The organism is Algicella marina (assembly GCF_009931615.1).
GTDB lineage: Bacteria > Pseudomonadota > Alphaproteobacteria > Rhodobacterales > Rhodobacteraceae > Algicella > Algicella marina.
On the sequence record NZ_CP046620.1, the window covers coordinates 2,157,385 to 2,175,973 of the forward strand.

Sequence of the window (18,589 nt, forward strand, 5' to 3'; positions counted from 1 at the left end):
ATGTCCCTCAAGGCCGGCCGCCACACCCTTTCCATTCCCGGTCCTTCCGTCATGCCGGAGCGTGTCCTGCGTGCAATGCATCAGGGGGCGCCGAACATCTACGAGGGCGCGTTGATGGAGACCACCGCCAAGGTGTTCAGCCAGTTGAAGACGGTGGCGAGGACGGATGGCGATGTGGCGATGTACATCGCCAATGGCCATGGCGCATGGGAAGCCTCACTCTGGAACACGCTTGCGCCGGGAGAAACCGCGCTTGTGCTTGCTACCGGCCGTTTCGGCAAGGGGTGGGCAGAGATGGCCCGGAGGCTCGGCATCCAGGTCGAATTGATGGATTTCGGCACCGCGGCACCCGCCGATCCCGCACGGGTCGCCGAGCGGCTACGCGCGGACAAGGCCCATAAGATCAAGGCGATTATGACGGTGCAGACGGATACCGCCTCTTCTGTCCGCAACGATGTTGCCGCCCTCGGCCGCGTGATCGGTGAAACGGGCCACCCGGCGCTGTTCATGGTCGATTGCATTGCCAGCCTTGCTTGTGAACGCTTCGAAATGGATGCCTGGGGTGTCGACGTCATGGTCGCCGGCTGCCAGAAAGGCTTGATGGTGCCTCCGGGAACCAGCTTCGTCTTTGCCAACGACCGTGCACAGAAGGCGCAGGCGCGGCTCGAAAGGGTGTCACCCTACTTCGATTGGGCGCCACGGATGAACCCGCAGATGTTCTACCAACGTTTCGGTGGTACGGCGCCGACACACCATCTCTTTGGCCTCGATGTGGCGCTCGACATGATTCTGGAAGAGGAAGGGCTGGAGAACGTCTGGCGTCGGCACGAAACCCTTGCCGGTTGTGTCTGGGCAGCCGTCGACGCATGGTCCGCCACCAGCGAAATTCATCCCAATATCAACGATCTGGCCCATCGTTCCTGCGCCGTTACCACCATCCACACCCGACCGGGAGATGCCCCGCTCCTGCGCCGGTGGTGCGAGGAAGAGGCCAACCTGACGCTGGGTATCGGTCTCGGGCTGGATGATGCCTCGGGGCTGCCGCCGGGCGAAAGCCTGTTCCGCATCGGCCACATGGGTCATCTGAGCCCGCCAATGATCCTCGGCACTCTCGCGACGGTCGATGCCGGCCTGAAATCACTCGGCATTGCCCACGGGCATGGGGCCATGGAGGCGGCAACAGCGGCTCTGACTGTCATCGGCACCGCGGCAAAAGCTGCCGAATAGCTTATGATACCAGCATCTTAGCGGATCGCGGCCAGCGCCTTGGGCAAGGCGTCGCGAAGGACCTTGAGGTCCTGCGGTCGGCCGGCACTGATGCGGATGCAGCGATCCTGCGGGGCGACGAACGGCATGCGCACGAAGACGCCGGCCTCGGCCAGCGCCGCGACGAGGGCACGGGCGAAGGCACCGTCCCGGCCGCAGTCTATGGTTGCGAAGTTTGTGGCCGAAGGCAGTGCCCGCAAACCGTTTTCCCCGGCGATTTCACCAATGTTCGCAAGGGATTGGCGAACCCGGAAGATCGTGCTGCGCAGGTGGGGGTCATCCTCCAGCGCGGCCAATGCACCGATCTGGGCCAAACGGTTCATGCCGAAATGATTGCGAATTTTTTCAAATGCCCGGATCGTGGTTTCAGCACCGATCGCATAGCCGACACGCGCCCCAGCCAAGCCGTAACCCTTTGAAAAGGTTCGCATCCGAACGATATTTTCCGCTGTCACGTCCAGCGGCGGGATCGCACCGCGAGGGGCGAAATCGCAATAGGCTTCGTCGAGGCAGAGCAGCGTGTCCGGTGGCAATGCCGAGATCAGTTCCGCGATCTGCCCGGCGCTGATCCAACTGCCCATCGGATTGTCGGGGTTCGCAAGGTAGACCAGCGCGGCGTTGGTGGATTGTGCCGCCTTAGCAAGGCCTTGCGCATCCTCGGCATCGTCGCGGTACGGAACTTTCGTCAGGGCGCCGCCGACGCTGGCGACATGGTAGTTGAAAGTCGGATAGGCACCGTCGGAGGTGACGACCGGAGTGCCCGGGCCTACCAGCAGGCGCACCAGCGTGCCGAGCAAACCGTCGATCCCTTCGCCAACGACGATATTTTCAGCTTTAATTCCATGATGTTGCGCCAGCGCGTGGCGCAGATCATGGCTCTCCGGATCGCCATACATCCAGAGGCCGGCGGCGGCTTTCTGCATCGCCTCGACCGCTTTTGGCGACGGCCCGAAGACGCTTTCGTTGGCGCCGAGACGGGCGCTGAAACGGCGGCCCATGCGACGCTCCTGAGCTTCGGGGCCGACGAACGGCACCGTAGCGGGCAGGCCGGAGACGATTTCCGTCCACCGCGGCAATGGGCTAACCCATTGCCTTCAGGCGAATTTCCGCCTCGTGAAGCTTTTCGATCTCGACCGTCAGATCCTCGAGTCTTGCCTTGGCCTCGTCGACGACTTCCTCGGGGGCGTTTTCGACAAACTTCACATTCGAGAGTTTGCCGGAGAGGCCCTGTCGTTCCTTCTCCAACTTGCCGAGGGACTTGGCGAGGCGGGCGATTTCTTCTGCAACATCAATGACATCCGCCAACGGCAGACAGAACGTGCCGCCAGCCACAGGCAGCGTGATCGCGCCCTTGGGAGCTTCGGCCGCCTCCTCCAGTGCTTCGATCCGGGCAAGTCTTTGAATCAATGGCCAATTTCGTTCCAGCGCTGCCTTGCCGGCGGTGTCGAGATCCAGTTGGACGAGGGGAATTTTCGCGCCGACGGGCACATGCGTTTCGGAACGGACGGAGCGGATTTGTTCAATCAAATCAATAACCCATCCCATCTCGCGGTCGGCCTCGGCATCGGCGAGATCGGCACTGGTGTAAACCGGCCAATCCTCATGCACCAGCATGTTGTCGCGAGGCATCGTCTCTTTCCACAATTCCTCGGTGATGAAGGGCATGATCGGGTGCAGCATGATCATGCACTGGTCCAGCGCCCAGGCCATGCAGGCGCGGGTTTCAGCAACGATTTCAGCATCTTCCGACTGCAGCAATGGCTTGGCGAATTCCACGTACCAGTCGCAGACCTTTTTCCAGACGTGGTCGTAGAGTGCGTTGGCGGCATCGTTGAACCGGTAATTCCGCAGCGCCTCGTCCACGGTTTCGCGCACCCGTGCGGTCTCGCCGACGATCCACTTGTTCACCGTCTGGTCGATATCTGGGTTTGGTATGGGTTTGGTATGGTTTTGGTATTGCTCGTGGCAGCCGTTCATCTCGGCAAACCGCACGGCATTCCAGAGCTTCGTGCCGAAGTTGCGGTAGCCCTTGATCCGGTCCGTCGAAAGCTTGAGGTCACGCCCCATCGCGGCCATCGCCGTGAGGGTGAAGCGGACGGCATCGGCCCCGTATTCCTCGATCAGTTCCAGCGGGTCGAGCACGTTGCCGAGCGACTTTGACATCTTCTTGCCCTTCTCGTCGCGGACGAGGGCGTGAACGTAGACGGTGTGGAACGGAACCTCCTTCACGACCTCGAGCTGCATCATCATCATCCGGGCGACCCAGAAGAAGATGATGTCGAACCCGGTGATCAGGACATCAGTGGGGAAATACTTTTTGAGTTCCTCGGTCTCCTCGGGCCAGCCAAGCGTGCCGATGGGCCAGAGGCCGGAGGAGAACCAGGTGTCGAGGACGTCGGGATCCCGCCAAATCGGAACAAAGTCTATCGACTCTAAGAAGTCCCCGTTAGACACCTGCTCTCCGCTACGCGCTTTTTCAAATAGCTGCATCATCGGGCGCAGTATTTCCTCCGCCTCGGCTTTGCTCGGAACGACCTTAACGGCCTTGGCTGGGTTCAACTGGCTAAATACGCGGCGAAACTCGACAAGCGCTTCTTCTTCGGTCGCGAAACATCGCGCGTTTTTGTCCTCGAGTTGAAACGAAACACCGGTAACGGCAGAAAGCGTCGGCCCATACCAAACCGGGATCTGATGCCCCCACCAAAGCTGCCTTGAGATGCACCACGGCTCGATCTCCCGCAGCCAGTTGAAATACACCTTCTTGTGCTGCTCCGGCAGGATCTCCGTCCGCCCGTCCTCGACGGCCTCGATGGCCGGGCCGACGATCTTCTTCGTGTCCACGAACCACTGGTCCGTCAGCATCGGCTCGATGACGACCTTGGAGCGGTCGCCGAAAGGCTGCATGATCTTCTTGGCTTCAACGAGCGGCACCTCGCCCGGATCAAGGCAGACATTGCCATCGGACGTGTCTGGATCGCCGGGAACCATGACCGCCAAGCCTTCATCGGTGATTTGCTGGATGACCTTCTTGCGTGCCTCGAACCGGTCCAGCCCGCGCAGATCGTCGGGAACGAGGTTGATGGCATCGGCCTCCGCTTCGCCCAGCGTCTTCTTGCCCTGTGCGACGGCCATCGCGATCTCGGCCGCCTCGGCATAGGGCGCACCATCCGCCCGCATCGCTGCCTTGGAGTCCATCAGGCGATACATGGGGATGCCGCCGCGCTTGGCGACCTCATAGTCGTTGAAGTCATGCGCGCCGGTGATCTTCACGGCGCCGGAGCCGAATGTCGGGTCCGGGTACTCGTCGGTGATGATCGGGATCAGGCGGCGATGTTCCTTCGGGCCGACCGGGATTTCGCAGAGTTGGCCGACGATGGGGGCGTAGCGTTCATCGGAGGGATGCACCGCGACCGCGCCGTCGCCCAGCATCGTCTCGGGCCGCGTGGTGGCGATGGAGATGTAATCCCGCTCCTCACGGAAGGTGACGTTCCCCTCTTCATCTTTCTCCAAATATTCATATGTCGCACCGCCCGCCAAGGGGTACTTGAAATGCCACATATGCCCGTCGGTCTCGATATTCTCGACTTCCAGATCGGAAATCGCGGTCTCGAAATGCGGGTCCCAGTTCACCAGCCGCTTCCCGCGATAGATCAGGCCCTTGTTGTAGAGATCGACGAAAACCTTCAGGACGGCATCGTGGAAGTTGGCGGAATTCTCGTGGCCGACCTTCGTGTCGCCCTCGGCACCCGCCATTGTGAAGGCCACTCGGTCCCAGTCGCACGACGCACCAAGGCGCTTGAGCTGCTCGATGATCTGGCCGCCGGATTGCTCCTTCCACTCCCACACCTTGGCGAGGAAGTCCGAGCGGCTCATGTCCGTCCGGCGGATGTTGGTCTTGGCCAGTTCGCGCTCCACCACCATCTGCGTGGCGATGCCCGCATGGTCCATGCCGGGCTGCCAGAGCGTGTCGAAGCCGCGCATCCGGTGCCAGCGGATCAGGATGTCCTGCAGGGTGTTGTTGAAGGCATGACCCATGTGCAGCACGCCCGTCACGTTGGGCGGCGGGATCATGATGGTGAATGTCTCGTCCCGGCTCTTGTTGGCACCGGCGCGGAAGGCGCGAGCCTCCCCCCATGCGGCGGCAATGGCGGCTTCTGCGATGGCGGGGTCGAAGTTCTTTTCCATGGGGCTGATGCGTCTTCCGTCTCAAAGGTTGCAGCCTTGTAACGCGGTGCCGAAGGGGAGGAAAGGCCCCTGCTCGCGCCAAATTATCGCCGCGATGGCCGCGTAGGCAACACCCGGACGCGCGTGGAAGCGAAAGGGGGCCAGGCGATGCAGACGAGACCGATCGGCACATTCCGGCTGTTCATGAGAAACTGGGGCTGGTTCGCGGCGTTTCCGCTGCTGTTCGCGCTCGTATTCGGCGGTGTTGCCATGTCGGAGGGGCGCAAGGCGGAGCGGCTGAAGGCCGACGGTGTGGACGGGTTCGCGGTGATCACCGACAAGGATATCGAGATTTCGTATGACAGTGATGGCGACAAGCAGACGACTTATCGTCTGTATTTCAACGTGGAACTGCCGGGCCGCACGCTGGCCGATGACGACAGCGTCGGCCGCAAGTTCTACAACGCCCAACGCATCGGCGACCGCCTGCCGATCCGCTACTGGCGCCCTGATCCGGATGTGAACGAAATCGAACCCGGCTCCACCACCACGGCGATCTGGATCACCAAGATCATCGCCGTCGTCGCCCTGACGGCGGCGCTGGCCTGGGGATATATCGCCTACGAAAAGGCCGCCAAGGCCACCCGGATGCGAAAGGGAGGAGAGCGGCGGCGGGCGCGGGTGACGGAGCATATGCGAACGGGCATCACGGTGAACAACAGACGGATGTACCGGATGTGCTGGCGCGACGAGGCGGGAATGTCCGGCCGGTCGATGCTGCACCGGCTGAGCTATCTGGAGGACTTTCCCGAAGGAACGGAAATCTGGGTATATGCCGATCCGGCGGGACGGAAGCGCAGCTGGTGGGAAGGCGATGTCGGGCCGCGAGAGGAAATGGTGCACGAAAGCACGGTGCGGCGCTAGCAGCCCAGTGCCGCGCGGGCGCGGGCGAGGCAGGCGCGGCGATGGTCGAAGCCGCGCAGGCCGCCGTTGACGAGACGGGTAACGGCCTCCAGGTCATCGGCATCGGCGGCGGCGTTGATATCGCGGCTCAGCCAGTATTCACAGGCGATACGCAGGGACGTCAGTGGTTCGGCCGCGCTTTCCGGGTTGTTCTCGAGATCCAGCCCCAGCCGCGCGCCGATCTCGCGGTAGTTGCGGCGGCCCGTGAGCTGGATCAGCCCCCTGCCCTTGAAGCGCACGCCGTCACCGGGTTTGGTATTGCCGAGATCCTCGCGACCCTCGTAGGCCTCGCCGCTGGCGTATTCCTGCGTGGTGCAGAAGCCGTCACTCTCATGGGCCAGCTGGGCCAAGAAATGTGCCGTGCGCAGCGGCGTGTCGATGCCATAGCTGGCAAGGATCGTTTGTCCGTCCGGGGCGATTGCCCGCAGGATCGCGGCCTGCTGCGCCGCCTTCGCCTGATCCTGGTGCGGCGCTACGGAGGCAAGGAGTGTCGGTGTGAGGGCTGGCGGAATTGCGGAATTCATCTATGGCTTCACCTGTCCGGGGCTGATTGCCGATAAATCGCACAGTCCCACGCTTTGGCCTAGACCCGGCTGTCGCTGCCGCTATCTTCGCCCCTGAATCGAGAAGGAGCCCGCGATGATCAAGTTTGGTGTCAGCCAGCCAGTCCGCCGCAAGGAAGATGACCGTTTTCTCAAGGGAAATGGGCGGTATGTGGATGATATCGCGCCGGACGATGCGGCCCATGTTGCCTTCTTCCGCTCCCCCTCCGCGCATGGCGTGATCACCTCGCTGGACGTGGAGGGCGCGCGCGAGGCTGAGGGCGTTCTGGCGGTCTATACGGCGGCGGATCTGGCGGGCAAACTGGAGAACAGCGTCGACTACGATGCGCTGAAAAACCGCGACGGCAGCGACTCAGCACAACCGGTGCGGCCGATCCTCGCCGAGGACAAGGTGCGTTTCGCCGGTGAGATCGTGGCCGCGGTGGTGGCGGAAACCAAGGCGCAGGCGCAGGATGCGCTGGAGATGATCCTGCTGGAGACCGATGACCTGCCGGTGCACGTGGAGACGGCCGTTGGCGGGGAGGCGATCCACGACGAGGCGCCGGACAACCTGTGTTTCGACTGGGCCTTCGGTGACGAGGATGCGACGGCCTCAGCGTTTGGCGCGGCAGCGCGCACCGCCACCGTGGACATGATCGACAACCGCATCATCTGCAACTCGATGGAGACACGCGGCGCTTATGCCGAGTGGGACGGCACCCGGCTACATCTGGCCCTGAACGGACAGGGCGTGTGGGGATCCAAGGATGCGCTGGCGAAAAAGCTGGGGCTGGACAAGGGCGATGTGCGGGTGACAAACCCCGATGTCGGCGGCGGCTTCGGGATGAAGAGTTTCGACTATCCGGAGCAGTTCATCGTCGCCATGGCAGCCCGCGACCTTGGCCGCTCCACCCGCTGGATCAGCGGCAGGGGCGAGGCGATGCTGTCCGACAATGGCGGCCGCGACCTGGTAACCGTGGCAGAGGCGGCATTTGATGCCGATTACCGGCTTACGGCCCTGCGCATCAACTCCGTCTGCAACCTCGGCGCCCAACTGTCCGCCTATGCCCAGTTCATCCAGACCGAACTCGCGCTGAAGGTGCTGACCGGTGTCTACGATGTGCAGACGGTATTTTTCGGGGTGAAGGGAGTGTTCACCAACACCACGCCGATCGATGCCTATCGCGGCGCGGGCCGACCGGAAGCGATTTACGTGGTCGAGAGGCTGATGGACGGCGCGGCGCGTCAGCTGGGGCAGGATCCGATCGAGCTGAAACGGAAAAACTTCATCACCGCCGAGCAGATGCCCTATACCTCCGCCTCCGGCGAACTCTACGATGTGGGTGATTTCGACCGGGTCCTGAACCGCGCCATCAAGGAGGCGGATGTCGCCGGTTTCGCGGACCGCAAGGCGGAGAGTGCCAAGAAGGGCAAGCTGCGCGGGCTCGGGCTTTCGTTCTACATCGAGAGCATCCTCGGCGACCAGACGGAGCACACGAAGATCGAATTCGCCGAGGATGGGATGGTGAACCTCTACGTCGGCACGCAGAGCAACGGACAAGGGCACGAGACGGTGTTTGCCCAGATCCTGCACCAGCGTACCGGAATAGATTATGACAAGGTGCGCTTCATCCAGGGCGACAGCGACCTGATTGAGGCGGGCGGCGGCACCGGCGGCTCCCGCTCCGTCACCATGCAGGGCAATTCGATCAACGCCACATCCGACGTGATGATCGAGAAGTTCCGGCCGCTGGCGGAAGAGGAACTGGAAGTGGCCGCAGCCGATCTGGTGTTTGAGGAAGGCGCGTTCCGCATCGCCGGGACGGACCGGAGCATTGGCCTGATGGAACTGGCGGATGTTGCCCGGAAAAAGGGCCTGAGCGACCTGCTGGCGACACGCTACACCAACACGGTACCCGGACGCTCCTACCCCAACGGTGCGCATTTCGCGGAAGTTGAGGTCGATCCGGAAACGGGCGTGACCAAATGCGTCAAATACACCGTGGTCGATGATTTCGGGGTGCTGATGAACCCGATGCTGGCCGAGGGACAGGTGCATGGCGGCGTGGCGCAGGGCATCGGCCAAGCGATCACAGAACAGGTTGTTTACGACGAGTATGGCCAGCTGCTCTCCGGCACCTTCATGGATTACGCGATGCCACGTGCCGATGATTTGCCGTTCATGCCGTTCCACGCGGAGCTTGTGCCCTCCACCGCCAATGATATCGGCATGAAGGGCTGCGGTGAGGCCGGAACGGTGGGTGCGCTGGCGGCCGTGACCAATGCGGCACTCGATGCCGTTTGGGAAACCGGTGTGCGCCGGGTGGACATGCCGCTGACGCCGGTGAGGATGTGGGGCTGGATCAACGACACGGCGAAGGTGGCGGCAGAATAACGGCCGCCATTTTTCAGGATGCTGTATCCGGGCAATCGAAGACGGTGACCAGATCCTCGATATAGAGGGTTTTTACCGGTTCGACCTCCAGTACCACCTCGCATTGTGCCACCAGATCTTCGGCATAGGCCTGCACGTAGCGACCGTTGCCGCCTGACAGGGCAAAGGGAAGGTTGGCGGTGATGAACACTTCGTAACCGAGATCCTGCCAGTATTGCACCGTCCATTCCTCTGGCTGGCCCGGCCACGCAAAAGCCTGAACGGCGCCCTCCAGATCCTCATCCGTCGCGTTTTCCAGCCCCCAGAGGATGATGGGTTTGTGCAGTACCTGCAGAGCATCCGCCGGCAGGTCCGGCGCGGCGCGTTCGGCAGCGACTTCGGGCAGAACGACATCATATTTCTCCGCCAGACGTTCGTCGCGGGAGACGAGGAAGGCCTGCACTTCCGGCGTCTTGGGAAAGTCGAGCCGTGCAAGGGTCAGAATCGGGGAATTGGGATAACTCTCACGCAAGAACTCGGCCACAGTCTGCTTGATTGGCGTGGCGAGGGCCTGACGGTTGATCTCCCAGATGCCGAGGCCGGTGAAGACCAGCAGGGCGGCGGCAGCAGCGAGGCCCAGCGGGCGGACCATGCTGCTGGCGGACACCATCAGGGCGGCAACCGAAAGGCCGGCAAAAAGCTGCATCGCCGTGAAATCCATGATCCAGAGCCCGTTATGCTGACGGGTGCCGACGATGGCAATGGTGATCAGGGCCGTCAGCAGCGTACAGGCCCAGAGCAGCAGCAGGGCGCCGCGCTGCGGCAGGGCCGAGCCCGCGGCGAGAGCTGCCAAGGGAAAGACGAGGTAGAGCAGGAAACCGATGGCCGAGAGGCCGTTGGTCGGCGTCAGTACCAGTTTCAGCGTAACGAGCGCCGAGGCGAGAAATGCGTCGTCCCGCATCGACATCACGGACTGAATCGCCTGGTAGTCGAGGAAATTCTCCAGATCGAGGAAAATGCCGATGTTGAAGATCGGGATGCAGATGATGGCCACGAGCAGGGCACGGCCAGCCGCGGCGAGGGTGGGGCCGATGCCGATGCGGCGGATGAGCAGTACGGTCAGCACCAGCAGCATCGGCGCAGCGAGCAGAACGAATGTTTGTTTGAAGCTGATGCCCAGCGCGATGGCGAGACCGAGCGCGAGATCCAGCGCGAGTGAGCGGTCCGTGCGCAGGCGGGCGAGGATGAGAAGGATCAGCAGGATGCCTGTGGTGGCCAGCGGCACATCGCTCTTGGCGATATGCGAGAGGATGACGCCTGTGGGCAGGAACACGCCCGCAAGTCCGGTGGCGAGGCAGGCTGCGAGGGGCAGACGAAGGCCGCGGGCGACGAGGAAGAACAGCGGCGCAACCATAGCAGCGAAGAAGGCAGTGCCCATGCGAACCGCCAGATAGAAGACGGTATCGTCCGTGAAATAGGCATCGCGGAATTCGCCGGTGGAGGCCCAGAGACCGGTAAGCTTGCCAAAGACGAAGAGCACACCGAGGATGGCGGCGTTTATGTAATCATAGAGCGGCGGGTAATAGTGGTTGTCGGGCACGAGTTGGCCCGTCAGCACCTTTGCCGCGATGTTGATGCGCTCGTCCCCGTGGGAATAGCCCCAGTCTATGCCGATCACGCGCAGCACATAAGCGAGGGCGAAGAGCGCTAGCGCCGCCAGAATGGCCGTGGCGGGCGAGACGCGCGGCGCCGCAGGCATCAGGCGCGGCCGAGGGTTATGAGACCGGCGACGATGAGGGCTGTGCCGATCATCTTCGGCATTGTCAGCGCTTCACCGAGGAAGAAGACGCCGGAGAATATGACCATGATGAAGGCCATGGACACGAAAGGATAGGCCAGCGAGACATCGAGGTTGCGAAGCGCGAACAGCCAGACGATGGCACCGATGCCGTACAGACAGAAGCCGAGCAGGACGAAGGGCGAGAAGAAGAAGGTAATGACTTTTTCGAGAATGCCCGCATCAGGGGCGAGGATGACACGGGACACGCCGAATTTCAGTGTGGTCTGCGCCAGTGCGGAGATCGTGACGCTGAAAAGGACGATGGCGAAATTTGCGAGAGTCATGACTGATGGAGGCCCTTCGGTGGAGGACGACGGCCTCCGGGTTACTGTTTAAGAATGGGCGCGACCGTGGCCGCCGCCTGTTGGATTTGATCAGAACCGAAGCACCGGAACTGTCCCGAAGTCAACAAATCGGCCCGGAACCTGTGCGGAATGCTACGTTTCGGGGCCAATATGGCGCGGATTGCGACATGAGTGCGACGGCACGGTGACTTTCAGAAGCCGCGTGTCAGCGCCGGATTGCGGCCGCGCAGGCGAGCACGGGCGCGGGGAATGAGGACGGAATAGTCACCCTCGTCGCCGGCCCGCATAACTGCGCGTTTCAGTGTCTCCGTCGCAGCCTCGCTGTCACGGCTCAGGGCGGCACCATCCAATGGCTTGGCGGCCCGCAACTTGAAGCTGTGCTCCGCCTTGTTCAGGACCTCGTAGAACAGGGTGATGTCGCGCAAAGTAGGATGCAGTGCATCGAACAGGTAGAACAGCGCGGAGTTCCGGGCCGTGATGTGCAGCGGAACGACCGGCAGTTTGTACTTGCGGGCGAGCATTGCCGCCGAAGGCATCCATGGCCGTTCGTAGAGTTTCAGACCCCGGCGTTTGGCGAGCCTGCCGGAAGGGAAAAGCACGGCGAGACGCTCTTCCTTGAAGGCATTGGCTGCATAGGTCAGCGTTTCACGGTTGGATCCGTGGGAGCGCTTGTCCTTGCGCCATTCAACCGGCGCGATGATGTCCTCCAGTTGCGGCATCACCCGGATGGCATCGCGGTTGGCAAAGTAGAACAGGTCCGGGCGGCGGGCCCGCAGGGCGGACCACAGGATGATGCCGTCGGCGATCCCGGTGGGATGGTTGCAGACCACCATGGCCGGGCCTGTAGCGGGAATGTTTTCCAGGCCAGAGATATCGACGTTATGCGCGATGAGATCGGCCAGCGCATCCATCATCGCCGCCGCGTCGAGATGCTCGATCTCCTCGGCGATGGCGATGGTGCGATCGTAACCGAGCATCAGATGCAACAGGCCACGAACCACCCGGACATGCGGGCCTTTGCGGTAAACCCAAGGAGCGCGCTCCGCGATCAGCGGATCGATTCTCTGTTTCATCCCCACTCCTTGCCACGCTGTTGTCTCAGCCATGTGACACCGTCATCTCCCCGGGCCAAAGGCGCCCATTGGTGCAATATAGCACTCCGTAGAAAATGGCAAAAGGGCGGCGGTCAGGCCTTTCCGGGCTCGGCATAAAAAGGCCGGGCGTAGAGGCGGGGAGCATCGTCGGGTGGCAGCGCGGATGCGAAGGCCGGGCGCAGGGCGCAGCGGTCAAGATAGGCGCGGATATTGGGCAAGCTGCTGATATCGCAGAAATGCTGCGCAGCATAGACAGAGTAACCGATGCCGGTGTCGACGGCCGAGAAACCCGATGGCAACATCCAGTCCCGTCCTGCGAGCGCCTTTTCGACGACCGCCAGCGCCTTGGCCAGCCGTCGTGCCTCCAGCTTCATGACCATGGGCGAACGCTGTGCGTCCTCCCAGATGACAATGTGTTGCTGGGTGAGATTGGCGACATGAACGGCAATCGTCTCGGCGTAGTGCAGCCATTGCAGCCACGCGGCCCGATCCGGACTGCCGGGAGAGCGCCAGAGCGAGCCTTGCCGAGCATAGGTCTCGCACAGGTATTCGGCAATGGCGCCGGATTCGAACAGCGTCACATCGCCGTCTACGAGGCAAGGAACGCGACCGAGCGGATGAATGGATCGATATTCCGGTGTATAGAGGTCAGGTCCGAACGGGTGGACAACGAGGTCGAACGCCAGTTCCAGCTCATGCAGGAGCCAGAGGGAGCGCATCGAGCGAGTCTGGTGGCAATGATGCAGGACCCGGGTCACGGCGCACCGACCATATCCCGCGCCAGCGCGCGATAGATTTCCTCGATCCGCTCGGGCGACAGCCGACCTCCGGCGCGATACCAGGTGTTGACGCCGGTAAGCATGGCGATAAGCGCGAGCGTGGTGACACGGGCATCCTTCAGGCGAAAAATTCCCTCTGCCTCGCCGGCGATCAGGATGTCCTGAAGCACGTTTTCGTAGAGACGGCGCAAACGCTCCACCTTGGCGAAATTCTCGGGGCTGAGACTGCGCAATTCCATATAGGCAATGAACACTTCATCGACACGTGTCAGATGGTAGCTGATGTGAAATCCGACGAAAGCATCGAATGCCTGTGAAGGCGGCAGATCGCCGGCACCCTCCCGCTGCCATGCGGCCAGCAGGTCTTCCAGATGTGCGATCATCAGGTCAGCCAACAGGCTCTGCTTGTCGGGCGTATAGAGATAAAGAGCACCGACCTGCACGCCCACTTCCCGGGCGATTTCACGCATAGAAACGGCCGCAAAGCCTTTGTCTGCAAAGAGTTTCAGCGCAGCATCACGAATGCCGCGGGCTGTCTCTATGCCGCTAGAACCGGTTTTTCGGGCCATGTCGCCTGCTTAATGAACGCCCGTTCAGAAGGCAACCGGCATGGTCTTCTCACGAAGTTGTGTGCAAGGATACTGACGGGAATCTTGACCTGTTTCCGTACACTTATAGCATTCGGAAGCATTCAATCTGGAGGATATGATGCCCGCAAGCCATCTGAAGACAGCCACGCTGGCCACCCTTGCCCTGGCCCTGACCGTTTCCATGCCGCTTGCCGGCGGCCATTCCCCGGTGGAAAAACGGCAGGAAGCAATGAAAACCATGGGCCGCTCCGCCAAGACCATCGGCGACATGCTGAAGGGCACAACGGTCTTCGATGCCGCAACGGCCAATCAGACGCTGGCGACCATGCAGAGCGCGGCGTCGGGTTTTGGCGACTATTTCCCCGAAGGCTCCGAAGCTGCCGATTCCGAGGCAGCGCCCGCGATCTGGTCCGACAAGGCTGGGTTCGAAGCGACGCTGGCCGATTTCCAGAGCGATCTTGCCTCCGCCGTCGCGGCGGCGCCCCAGGATCAGGCCGCGCTTGGCGCCGTGTTCAAGGAAGTGGGCGCGAATTGCGGTGTCTGCCACAAGGCATACCGCGTGAAGAAGTAAAGGTTTGAAACGCCTGCTGATCATTCTGCTGACGCTGGCACTTCTCGGTGCCGGCGTCTTCTGGGTGTTGACCAACCCAGTGGTCATCGCCGACGACGATCTGCCTGTGCACGAACCCGACCTCGCCAACGGCAAGATGGTTTTCGACATGGGCGGCTGCACCTCCTGCCACGCTGCGCCGGATGCGACAGGCGAAGACAAGCTGGTGCTGGCTGGTGGTTTGGCGCTGAACACGCCGTTCGGCAAGTTTCTTGTGCCGAATATTTCCAGTGATCCCGATACCGGCATCGGCGCCTGGACGGACGCTGAATTCGTCACGGCGATGCAACAGGGTGTGCGGCCTGACGGTGCGCATTACTATCCGGCCTTCCCCTACACGTCATATACCCGGATGCGGGTGGAGGACGTGCTGGATCTGAAGGCCTATCTCGCCACCCTGCCCGCCTCCACCACGGTCAGCCAGCCGCATGAACTGGGCTTTCCCTTCAATATCCGGCGCGGTCTGGGACTGTGGAAGATACTCTACCTGTCTGATGCGCCGGTGATGGAGGTCTCCGACGAAACTGCCATCGTACTTGGCCAGCGGCTGGTCGAAGGGCCGGGTCATTGTGCGGAGTGCCATACCCCACGCAACGCAATCGGCGGCGCCGATACCGGCAGATGGCTGGCAGGTGGGCCGAACCCGGACGGGCCGGGAAGGATCCCGAACATCACCCCGCACCCGGAAGCGCTGGGAGGCTGGAGCGAGGACGATATCGTCTATTACCTGGAATCGGGTTTCACACCGGATTTCGACAGCGCCGGCGGGTCCATGGCCGATGTTGTCGAAAACACCGGCAAGATTCCGGCCGAATGGCGTGAGGCAATAGCGGCCTATCTCAAATCCGTACCGGAAGTGGCGCCGGAGTAGACCGTAACCTTCACCCTGCGCGCGCCTCGCAAGTCTCCAAAGATGCGTCGTGCCAGCCAAGGATTGTCTCGGTTTCGCCCACGCGCTTCACTTCGCTGGCAAAGGCCCAGCCATCCATGTCTTCATGGGCGGAGAGAACGCTGTCGCCCGGTTCAATGTTGCCAATGACAACCGCATCGGTCTCCGGTGCGGTGCGGAGCGGCACCGACGGCCCGATATAGCCGATGCACAGGCTTTCCGTCTCGCTCATCAGCGGCTGCACCATTAATTCGAGGCGACGGGCCAGCATCGGCACGTCCAGTTCGGTGCGGTTCGTGTTGACGGAGCAACGCAGTTCCGCCTCCCGATCGCGGATACGTGCGATGTGATCCACAAGACTCTCGGAAACCCGGGGCACGTTGTCGGTGCAGTCGCGATTGTCGAACACGGCCTGACCGAGCGGCGAGCGGAAACAGTATCCGGCCTCGTCGAAGGCCGCGTTGCGGGCGAACCAGAGATCCTCGCAGACCGTGGCCGCCGCGGCCGGTGCGGAAAGGACCGCGCAAAGGGCCAGGGCGGCGCTACTGCTTGTCGAAACGAACCTTAACATATGCGCCAGGTGCCTCTTCCAGCGTGCCGAGTTTCGCACCCGGCGTTCTTGCATTTACCATGCGGCCGGAGCGTTCGCTCAGCCATTCGTCCCAATCCGTCCACCAACTGCCCGGAGTCTCCTCTGCTGTTTCCATCCAATCCTGCAACGACACCGGCGAAAGATCCGGGGCTGTCCAGAACTGGTACTTGCCAGCCGCAGGCGGGTTAACTACCCCGGCGATATGGCCGGAGCCGGAAAGAACGAAGCGCACCTTCGCCTTTTCCATCTGACGTGCGCCCGCATAGACGCTGGCGGCGGGAGCGATATGATCTTCCCGCGTTGCCACATGATATACAGGCCCTTTAATATCCGCCAAGGTAATGGGCGTATCCAGCACGCTCAAATCTCCGTGTGCAAATGTGTTTTCGTCGTAGAAATTCTCCAGATAGAAATGATGCACCTTGGCAGGCATGGCGGTGCTGTCGGCGTTCCAGTAAAGCAAATCGAAGGGGAACGGGTCCTTTCCGAGCATGTAATTGTTGACGACGTAGGACCAGATGAGATCGTTTGAGCGCAGCATGTTGAAGGCCGAAGCCATCTTCTGCGCCGGCAGGTAGCCCTTTTCCATCTCCTCATCCACGGCTTTGATCGTGTGATCGTCCACGAAAACCTGCAACTCACCGGCGTCCGCAAAATCCAGTTGCGCGGTGAAGAAGGTGGTGGAGGCGACACGCGTATCCTTCCGCTTGCTCAGATAGGCCATCAGCGTGCCGACCAACGTGCCGCCGATACAATAGCCGGCGAGGTGCAGCTTGCTGACGCCAGTCTCCTCCAGCACCTTGTCCATCGCTGCGATAGTTCCCTTTGTCAGGTAGCTGTCCCAAGTCTCATTCTTCTGTTTCTCGGTCGGATTGACCCAGGAAACCATGAAGACCGTGTAGCCCTGTGCCACCAGCCATTTGACCATGCTCTTCTTGTCGTTGAGGTCGAGCACGTAGAACTTGTTGATCCATGGCGGCACGATCAGGAGGGGGATGCTGTGAACCTTGTCGGTCGCGGGCGCATACTGGATCAGTTGCAGAATGTCATTCTGCCATATGACCTTGCCGGGCGTCACAGCCATGTCGCGACCGACTTCGAATGCATCCATGTCCGTCTGGCGGATCAGGAGCTGACCTTTGCCCCGCTCCAGGTCTTCCAGCATCATGTGCAGGCCGCGCACGAGATTCTCGCCCTTCTGCTCGAGCGTCGCCTCCATCACCTCCGGATTTAGCGCGAAGAAATTGGCGGGGTTCATCGCCTCGACGAAGTTGCGGGTATAGAACTCGGCCTTCTTCCGATCCCTCGGGTGCATCTCGCCCACGGTGTGAACGGTGTGATTGATCCAGCCGGACGTGAGTAGATAGGACTGCTTGAGGTAATCGAAGAGGGCGTTTTCCGACCATTCCTTGTGGGCGAAACGCTTGCCGGCCGCAGCCATGTGGGGCAATTCCGGCATCGTCGCGTCTGGCGCGCCGAGCCAGCGCAGCGTGGCGGCCTGCCAGAGCTTGCCTTGAGCTTCCCAGTAACGCAGCGTTTCAGCTGCCATGTCCTGCGGATGATCGAGCATCGTGCGTGTCAGTTCGACCCAGGCGGGCATGGTGTTGAGCGGATCCAGGTTGGTCGGCGCACCCTGCTCGTTCTGCGCTTCGAGAAATCGCGTCCAGATCTTCTGGCTCGTGTCGTAGACTTCCGCCATGTTGGCGACGAATGCGGCGTTCTGCTCGATGAGCGTCTGCTCTTCTTCATTCTTGGCCATCGCGTTCCCCCTTCGACACGGCCGGACCTGCATCTTGTTGCGGCACGGCTCTCTCCTTAAGGTATGACCAAGGGCCGTTCCGATCCAAGCCAAAAGGACATGTTTTTTGGGAATCATGCACTTGCTCAGCCCGCTGGTCGTGGCCACCATGCTTGCGGCCTGCAGCGCGCCGCCCGATGGCGCAGCGCGGGCCTACCTCGACGGGCGTGGCGAGGGCACCGGCTATCCTACGCTTTTGAAGGGCGGTGACCTGAATGCCAGCCTGGCCGGAAGCCCGGACGTGTTCGAGGCAAGCGACATGGCAGGCCGCCTTGCGGCGTTGCAGGCACGGGCCGCGGGCCTTAACGGTGCTGTTCTGACCGAGAGCGAGCGCCGCGCCCTGCTGCGCGCAACCGAGGGGAATTAGCGGCCGCGCGTCGGGCGCGAAGGTCCGGCGCCGGACGTTTCAGCCTTCGAAACTGTCAACGCAGTTCTGCAGGGTTTCGGCCCCTGCGTCCGTACCGCCGTCGGCCGGCACGACCTTTCCGGTGCGCTCGGAAAACGCATAGTTACCCGGCGGGCTGATACGCACTGTGCAACTGGAGAACGCATCTGCCTGCGGGGACGAACAGGATGCGGAGGCCAGAACAAGGGTCAGCATCGCGGGCGGCAGAAAGTTAACCTTCAGAAAAGCCATGCGTTTCAATCCTTTCCATGTGGGAGTTGAGATGCCAACGCTAGGCCCGCCGGGGCGGTATCGTCAACCGCCCGGCCGGACAGGATTCGCAGGAGACAAGAAAATATGGGGTGGAGCCGGACAGGGGGCAGTCGTATAAAGCGCGA

At 61.8% G+C, this 18,589-nt stretch carries 17 protein-coding genes; 6 read left to right on the forward strand and 11 right to left on the reverse strand.

The genetic code is table 11. The annotated features are described in order from the left end of the window. On the forward strand, positions 1-1,227 hold the full coding sequence (locus tag GO499_RS10695; RefSeq protein WP_161862172.1) for a pyridoxal-phosphate-dependent aminotransferase family protein: 1,227 nt from the start codon (positions 1-3) through the stop codon (positions 1,225-1,227). 17 nt (positions 1,228-1,244) lie between these two features. Here the strand turns inward: GO499_RS10695 and GO499_RS10700 are convergent, their stop codons facing one another. Together GO499_RS10700 and GO499_RS10705 are read right to left on the reverse strand one after the other, a co-directional pair. After that, complete coding sequence (locus GO499_RS10700) at positions 1,245-2,342, reverse strand: pyridoxal phosphate-dependent aminotransferase (RefSeq protein ID WP_161862173.1); 1,098 nt, start codon at positions 2,340-2,342, stop codon at positions 1,245-1,247. A gap of 4 nt (positions 2,343-2,346) precedes the next feature. Next, positions 2,347-5,451: a valine--tRNA ligase gene (locus tag GO499_RS10705; protein ID WP_161862174.1), complete on the reverse strand. Its 3,105-nt coding sequence runs from the start codon at positions 5,449-5,451 to the stop codon at positions 2,347-2,349. Positions 5,452-5,598: 147 nt separating this feature from the next. On the opposite strand from GO499_RS10705, the gene GO499_RS10710 reads away from it, so the two are divergent. Then, positions 5,599-6,354, forward strand: a complete 756-nt coding sequence (locus GO499_RS10710; RefSeq protein WP_161862175.1) for a hypothetical protein — start codon at positions 5,599-5,601, stop codon at positions 6,352-6,354. Here GO499_RS10710 and GO499_RS10715 read toward each other — a convergent pair. After that, a complete protein-coding gene (locus GO499_RS10715; RefSeq protein ID WP_161862176.1) occupies positions 6,351-6,917 on the reverse strand; it encodes a glycoside hydrolase family 19 protein in 567 nt (188 codons plus the stop codon). The genes GO499_RS10710 and GO499_RS10715 overlap by 4 nt on opposite strands. A gap of 115 nt (positions 6,918-7,032) precedes the next feature. Between GO499_RS10715 and GO499_RS10720 the strand changes: the two genes are divergently transcribed. Next, the gene (locus GO499_RS10720; RefSeq protein WP_161862177.1) at positions 7,033-9,330 is read left to right on the forward strand and encodes a xanthine dehydrogenase family protein molybdopterin-binding subunit; all 2,298 of its coding nucleotides are present in this window, start codon (positions 7,033-7,035) and stop codon (positions 9,328-9,330) included. A gap of 13 nt (positions 9,331-9,343) precedes the next feature. Here GO499_RS10720 and GO499_RS10725 read toward each other — a convergent pair whose 3' ends face one another. From GO499_RS10725 to GO499_RS10745, 5 genes are all read right to left on the reverse strand, one after another. Then, positions 9,344-11,068, reverse strand: a complete 1,725-nt coding sequence (locus GO499_RS10725) for a hypothetical protein (protein WP_161862178.1) — start codon at positions 11,066-11,068, stop codon at positions 9,344-9,346. Next, on the reverse strand, positions 11,068-11,433 hold the full coding sequence (locus GO499_RS10730) for an EamA family transporter (RefSeq protein ID WP_161862179.1): 366 nt from the start codon (positions 11,431-11,433) through the stop codon (positions 11,068-11,070). The genes GO499_RS10725 and GO499_RS10730 overlap by 1 nt, the downstream gene beginning before the upstream one ends. Positions 11,434-11,645: 212 nt before the next feature. Beyond that, positions 11,646-12,527 carry a 1-acyl-sn-glycerol-3-phosphate acyltransferase gene (locus tag GO499_RS10735; protein WP_161862180.1) on the reverse strand — a complete coding sequence of 294 codons (882 nt, stop codon included), beginning with the start codon at positions 12,525-12,527 and terminating at the stop codon, positions 11,646-11,648. 113 nt (positions 12,528-12,640) lie between these two features. Next, positions 12,641-13,267, reverse strand: a complete 627-nt coding sequence (locus tag GO499_RS10740; RefSeq protein WP_284154686.1) for a glutathione S-transferase family protein — start codon at positions 13,265-13,267, stop codon at positions 12,641-12,643. A gap of 35 nt (positions 13,268-13,302) precedes the next feature. Further along, entirely contained in the window at positions 13,303-13,896 is a 594-nt protein-coding gene (locus GO499_RS10745; protein ID WP_161862182.1) for a TetR/AcrR family transcriptional regulator, read from the reverse strand. A gap of 139 nt (positions 13,897-14,035) precedes the next feature. Here GO499_RS10745 and GO499_RS10750 point away from each other — a divergent pair, with 139 nt between their 5' ends. Together GO499_RS10750 and GO499_RS10755 are read left to right on the forward strand one after the other, a co-directional pair. Next, complete coding sequence (locus GO499_RS10750; RefSeq protein WP_161862183.1) at positions 14,036-14,488, forward strand: c-type cytochrome; 453 nt, start codon at positions 14,036-14,038, stop codon at positions 14,486-14,488. 4 nt (positions 14,489-14,492) lie between these two features. Continuing rightward, positions 14,493-15,398 carry a c-type cytochrome gene (locus tag GO499_RS10755; RefSeq protein WP_161862184.1) on the forward strand — a complete coding sequence of 302 codons (906 nt, stop codon included), beginning with the start codon at positions 14,493-14,495 and terminating at the stop codon, positions 15,396-15,398. A gap of 10 nt (positions 15,399-15,408) precedes the next feature. Here the strand turns inward: GO499_RS10755 and GO499_RS10760 are convergent, their stop codons facing one another. Together GO499_RS10760 and GO499_RS10765 are read right to left on the reverse strand one after the other, a co-directional pair. Next, positions 15,409-15,987, reverse strand: coding sequence for a DUF4453 domain-containing protein (locus GO499_RS10760; protein ID WP_161862185.1), 579 nt, complete (start codon positions 15,985-15,987; stop codon positions 15,409-15,411). After that, positions 15,959-17,767 carry a PHA/PHB synthase family protein gene (locus GO499_RS10765; protein WP_284154687.1) on the reverse strand — a complete coding sequence of 603 codons (1,809 nt, stop codon included), beginning with the start codon at positions 17,765-17,767 and terminating at the stop codon, positions 15,959-15,961. Before GO499_RS10765 ends, GO499_RS10760 begins: the two co-directional genes overlap by 29 nt. A gap of 115 nt (positions 17,768-17,882) precedes the next feature. Between GO499_RS10765 and GO499_RS10770 the strand changes: the two genes are divergently transcribed. Further along, positions 17,883-18,173: a hypothetical protein gene (locus GO499_RS10770; protein ID WP_161862186.1), complete on the forward strand. Its 291-nt coding sequence runs from the start codon at positions 17,883-17,885 to the stop codon at positions 18,171-18,173. A gap of 39 nt (positions 18,174-18,212) precedes the next feature. Here the strand turns inward: GO499_RS10770 and GO499_RS10775 are convergent, their stop codons facing one another. Continuing rightward, positions 18,213-18,443: a hypothetical protein gene (locus GO499_RS10775; RefSeq protein WP_161862187.1), complete on the reverse strand. Its 231-nt coding sequence runs from the start codon at positions 18,441-18,443 to the stop codon at positions 18,213-18,215. Between the last annotated feature and the right edge of the window lie 146 nt (positions 18,444-18,589).

Coding starts and splice junctions, on each gene's coding strand:
- GO499_RS10715 (WP_161862176.1), bottom strand. CDS start 6,917: ATGAATTCCGCAATTCCGCCAGCCCTCACACCGACACTCCTTGCCTCC.
- GO499_RS10760 (WP_161862185.1), bottom strand. CDS start 15,987: ATGTTAAGGTTCGTTTCGACAAGCAGTAGCGCCGCCCTGGCCCTTTGC.
- GO499_RS10775 (WP_161862187.1), bottom strand. CDS start 18,443: ATGGCTTTTCTGAAGGTTAACTTTCTGCCGCCCGCGATGCTGACCCTT.
- GO499_RS10735 (WP_161862180.1), bottom strand. CDS start 12,527: ATGAAACAGAGAATCGATCCGCTGATCGCGGAGCGCGCTCCTTGGGTT.
- GO499_RS10750 (WP_161862183.1), top strand. CDS start 14,036: ATGCCCGCAAGCCATCTGAAGACAGCCACGCTGGCCACCCTTGCCCTG.
- GO499_RS10695 (WP_161862172.1), top strand. CDS start 1: ATGTCCCTCAAGGCCGGCCGCCACACCCTTTCCATTCCCGGTCCTTCC.
- GO499_RS10730 (WP_161862179.1), bottom strand. CDS start 11,433: ATGACTCTCGCAAATTTCGCCATCGTCCTTTTCAGCGTCACGATCTCC.
- GO499_RS10765 (WP_284154687.1), bottom strand. CDS start 17,767: ATGGCCAAGAATGAAGAAGAGCAGACGCTCATCGAGCAGAACGCCGCA.
- GO499_RS10725 (WP_161862178.1), bottom strand. CDS start 11,068: ATGCCTGCGGCGCCGCGCGTCTCGCCCGCCACGGCCATTCTGGCGGCG.
- GO499_RS10705 (WP_161862174.1), bottom strand. CDS start 5,451: ATGGAAAAGAACTTCGACCCCGCCATCGCAGAAGCCGCCATTGCCGCC.
- GO499_RS10710 (WP_161862175.1), top strand. CDS start 5,599: ATGCAGACGAGACCGATCGGCACATTCCGGCTGTTCATGAGAAACTGG.
- GO499_RS10720 (WP_161862177.1), top strand. CDS start 7,033: ATGATCAAGTTTGGTGTCAGCCAGCCAGTCCGCCGCAAGGAAGATGAC.
- GO499_RS10745 (WP_161862182.1), bottom strand. CDS start 13,896: ATGGCCCGAAAAACCGGTTCTAGCGGCATAGAGACAGCCCGCGGCATT.
- GO499_RS10770 (WP_161862186.1), top strand. CDS start 17,883: ATGCACTTGCTCAGCCCGCTGGTCGTGGCCACCATGCTTGCGGCCTGC.
- GO499_RS10740 (WP_284154686.1), bottom strand. CDS start 13,267: ATGCGCTCCCTCTGGCTCCTGCATGAGCTGGAACTGGCGTTCGACCTC.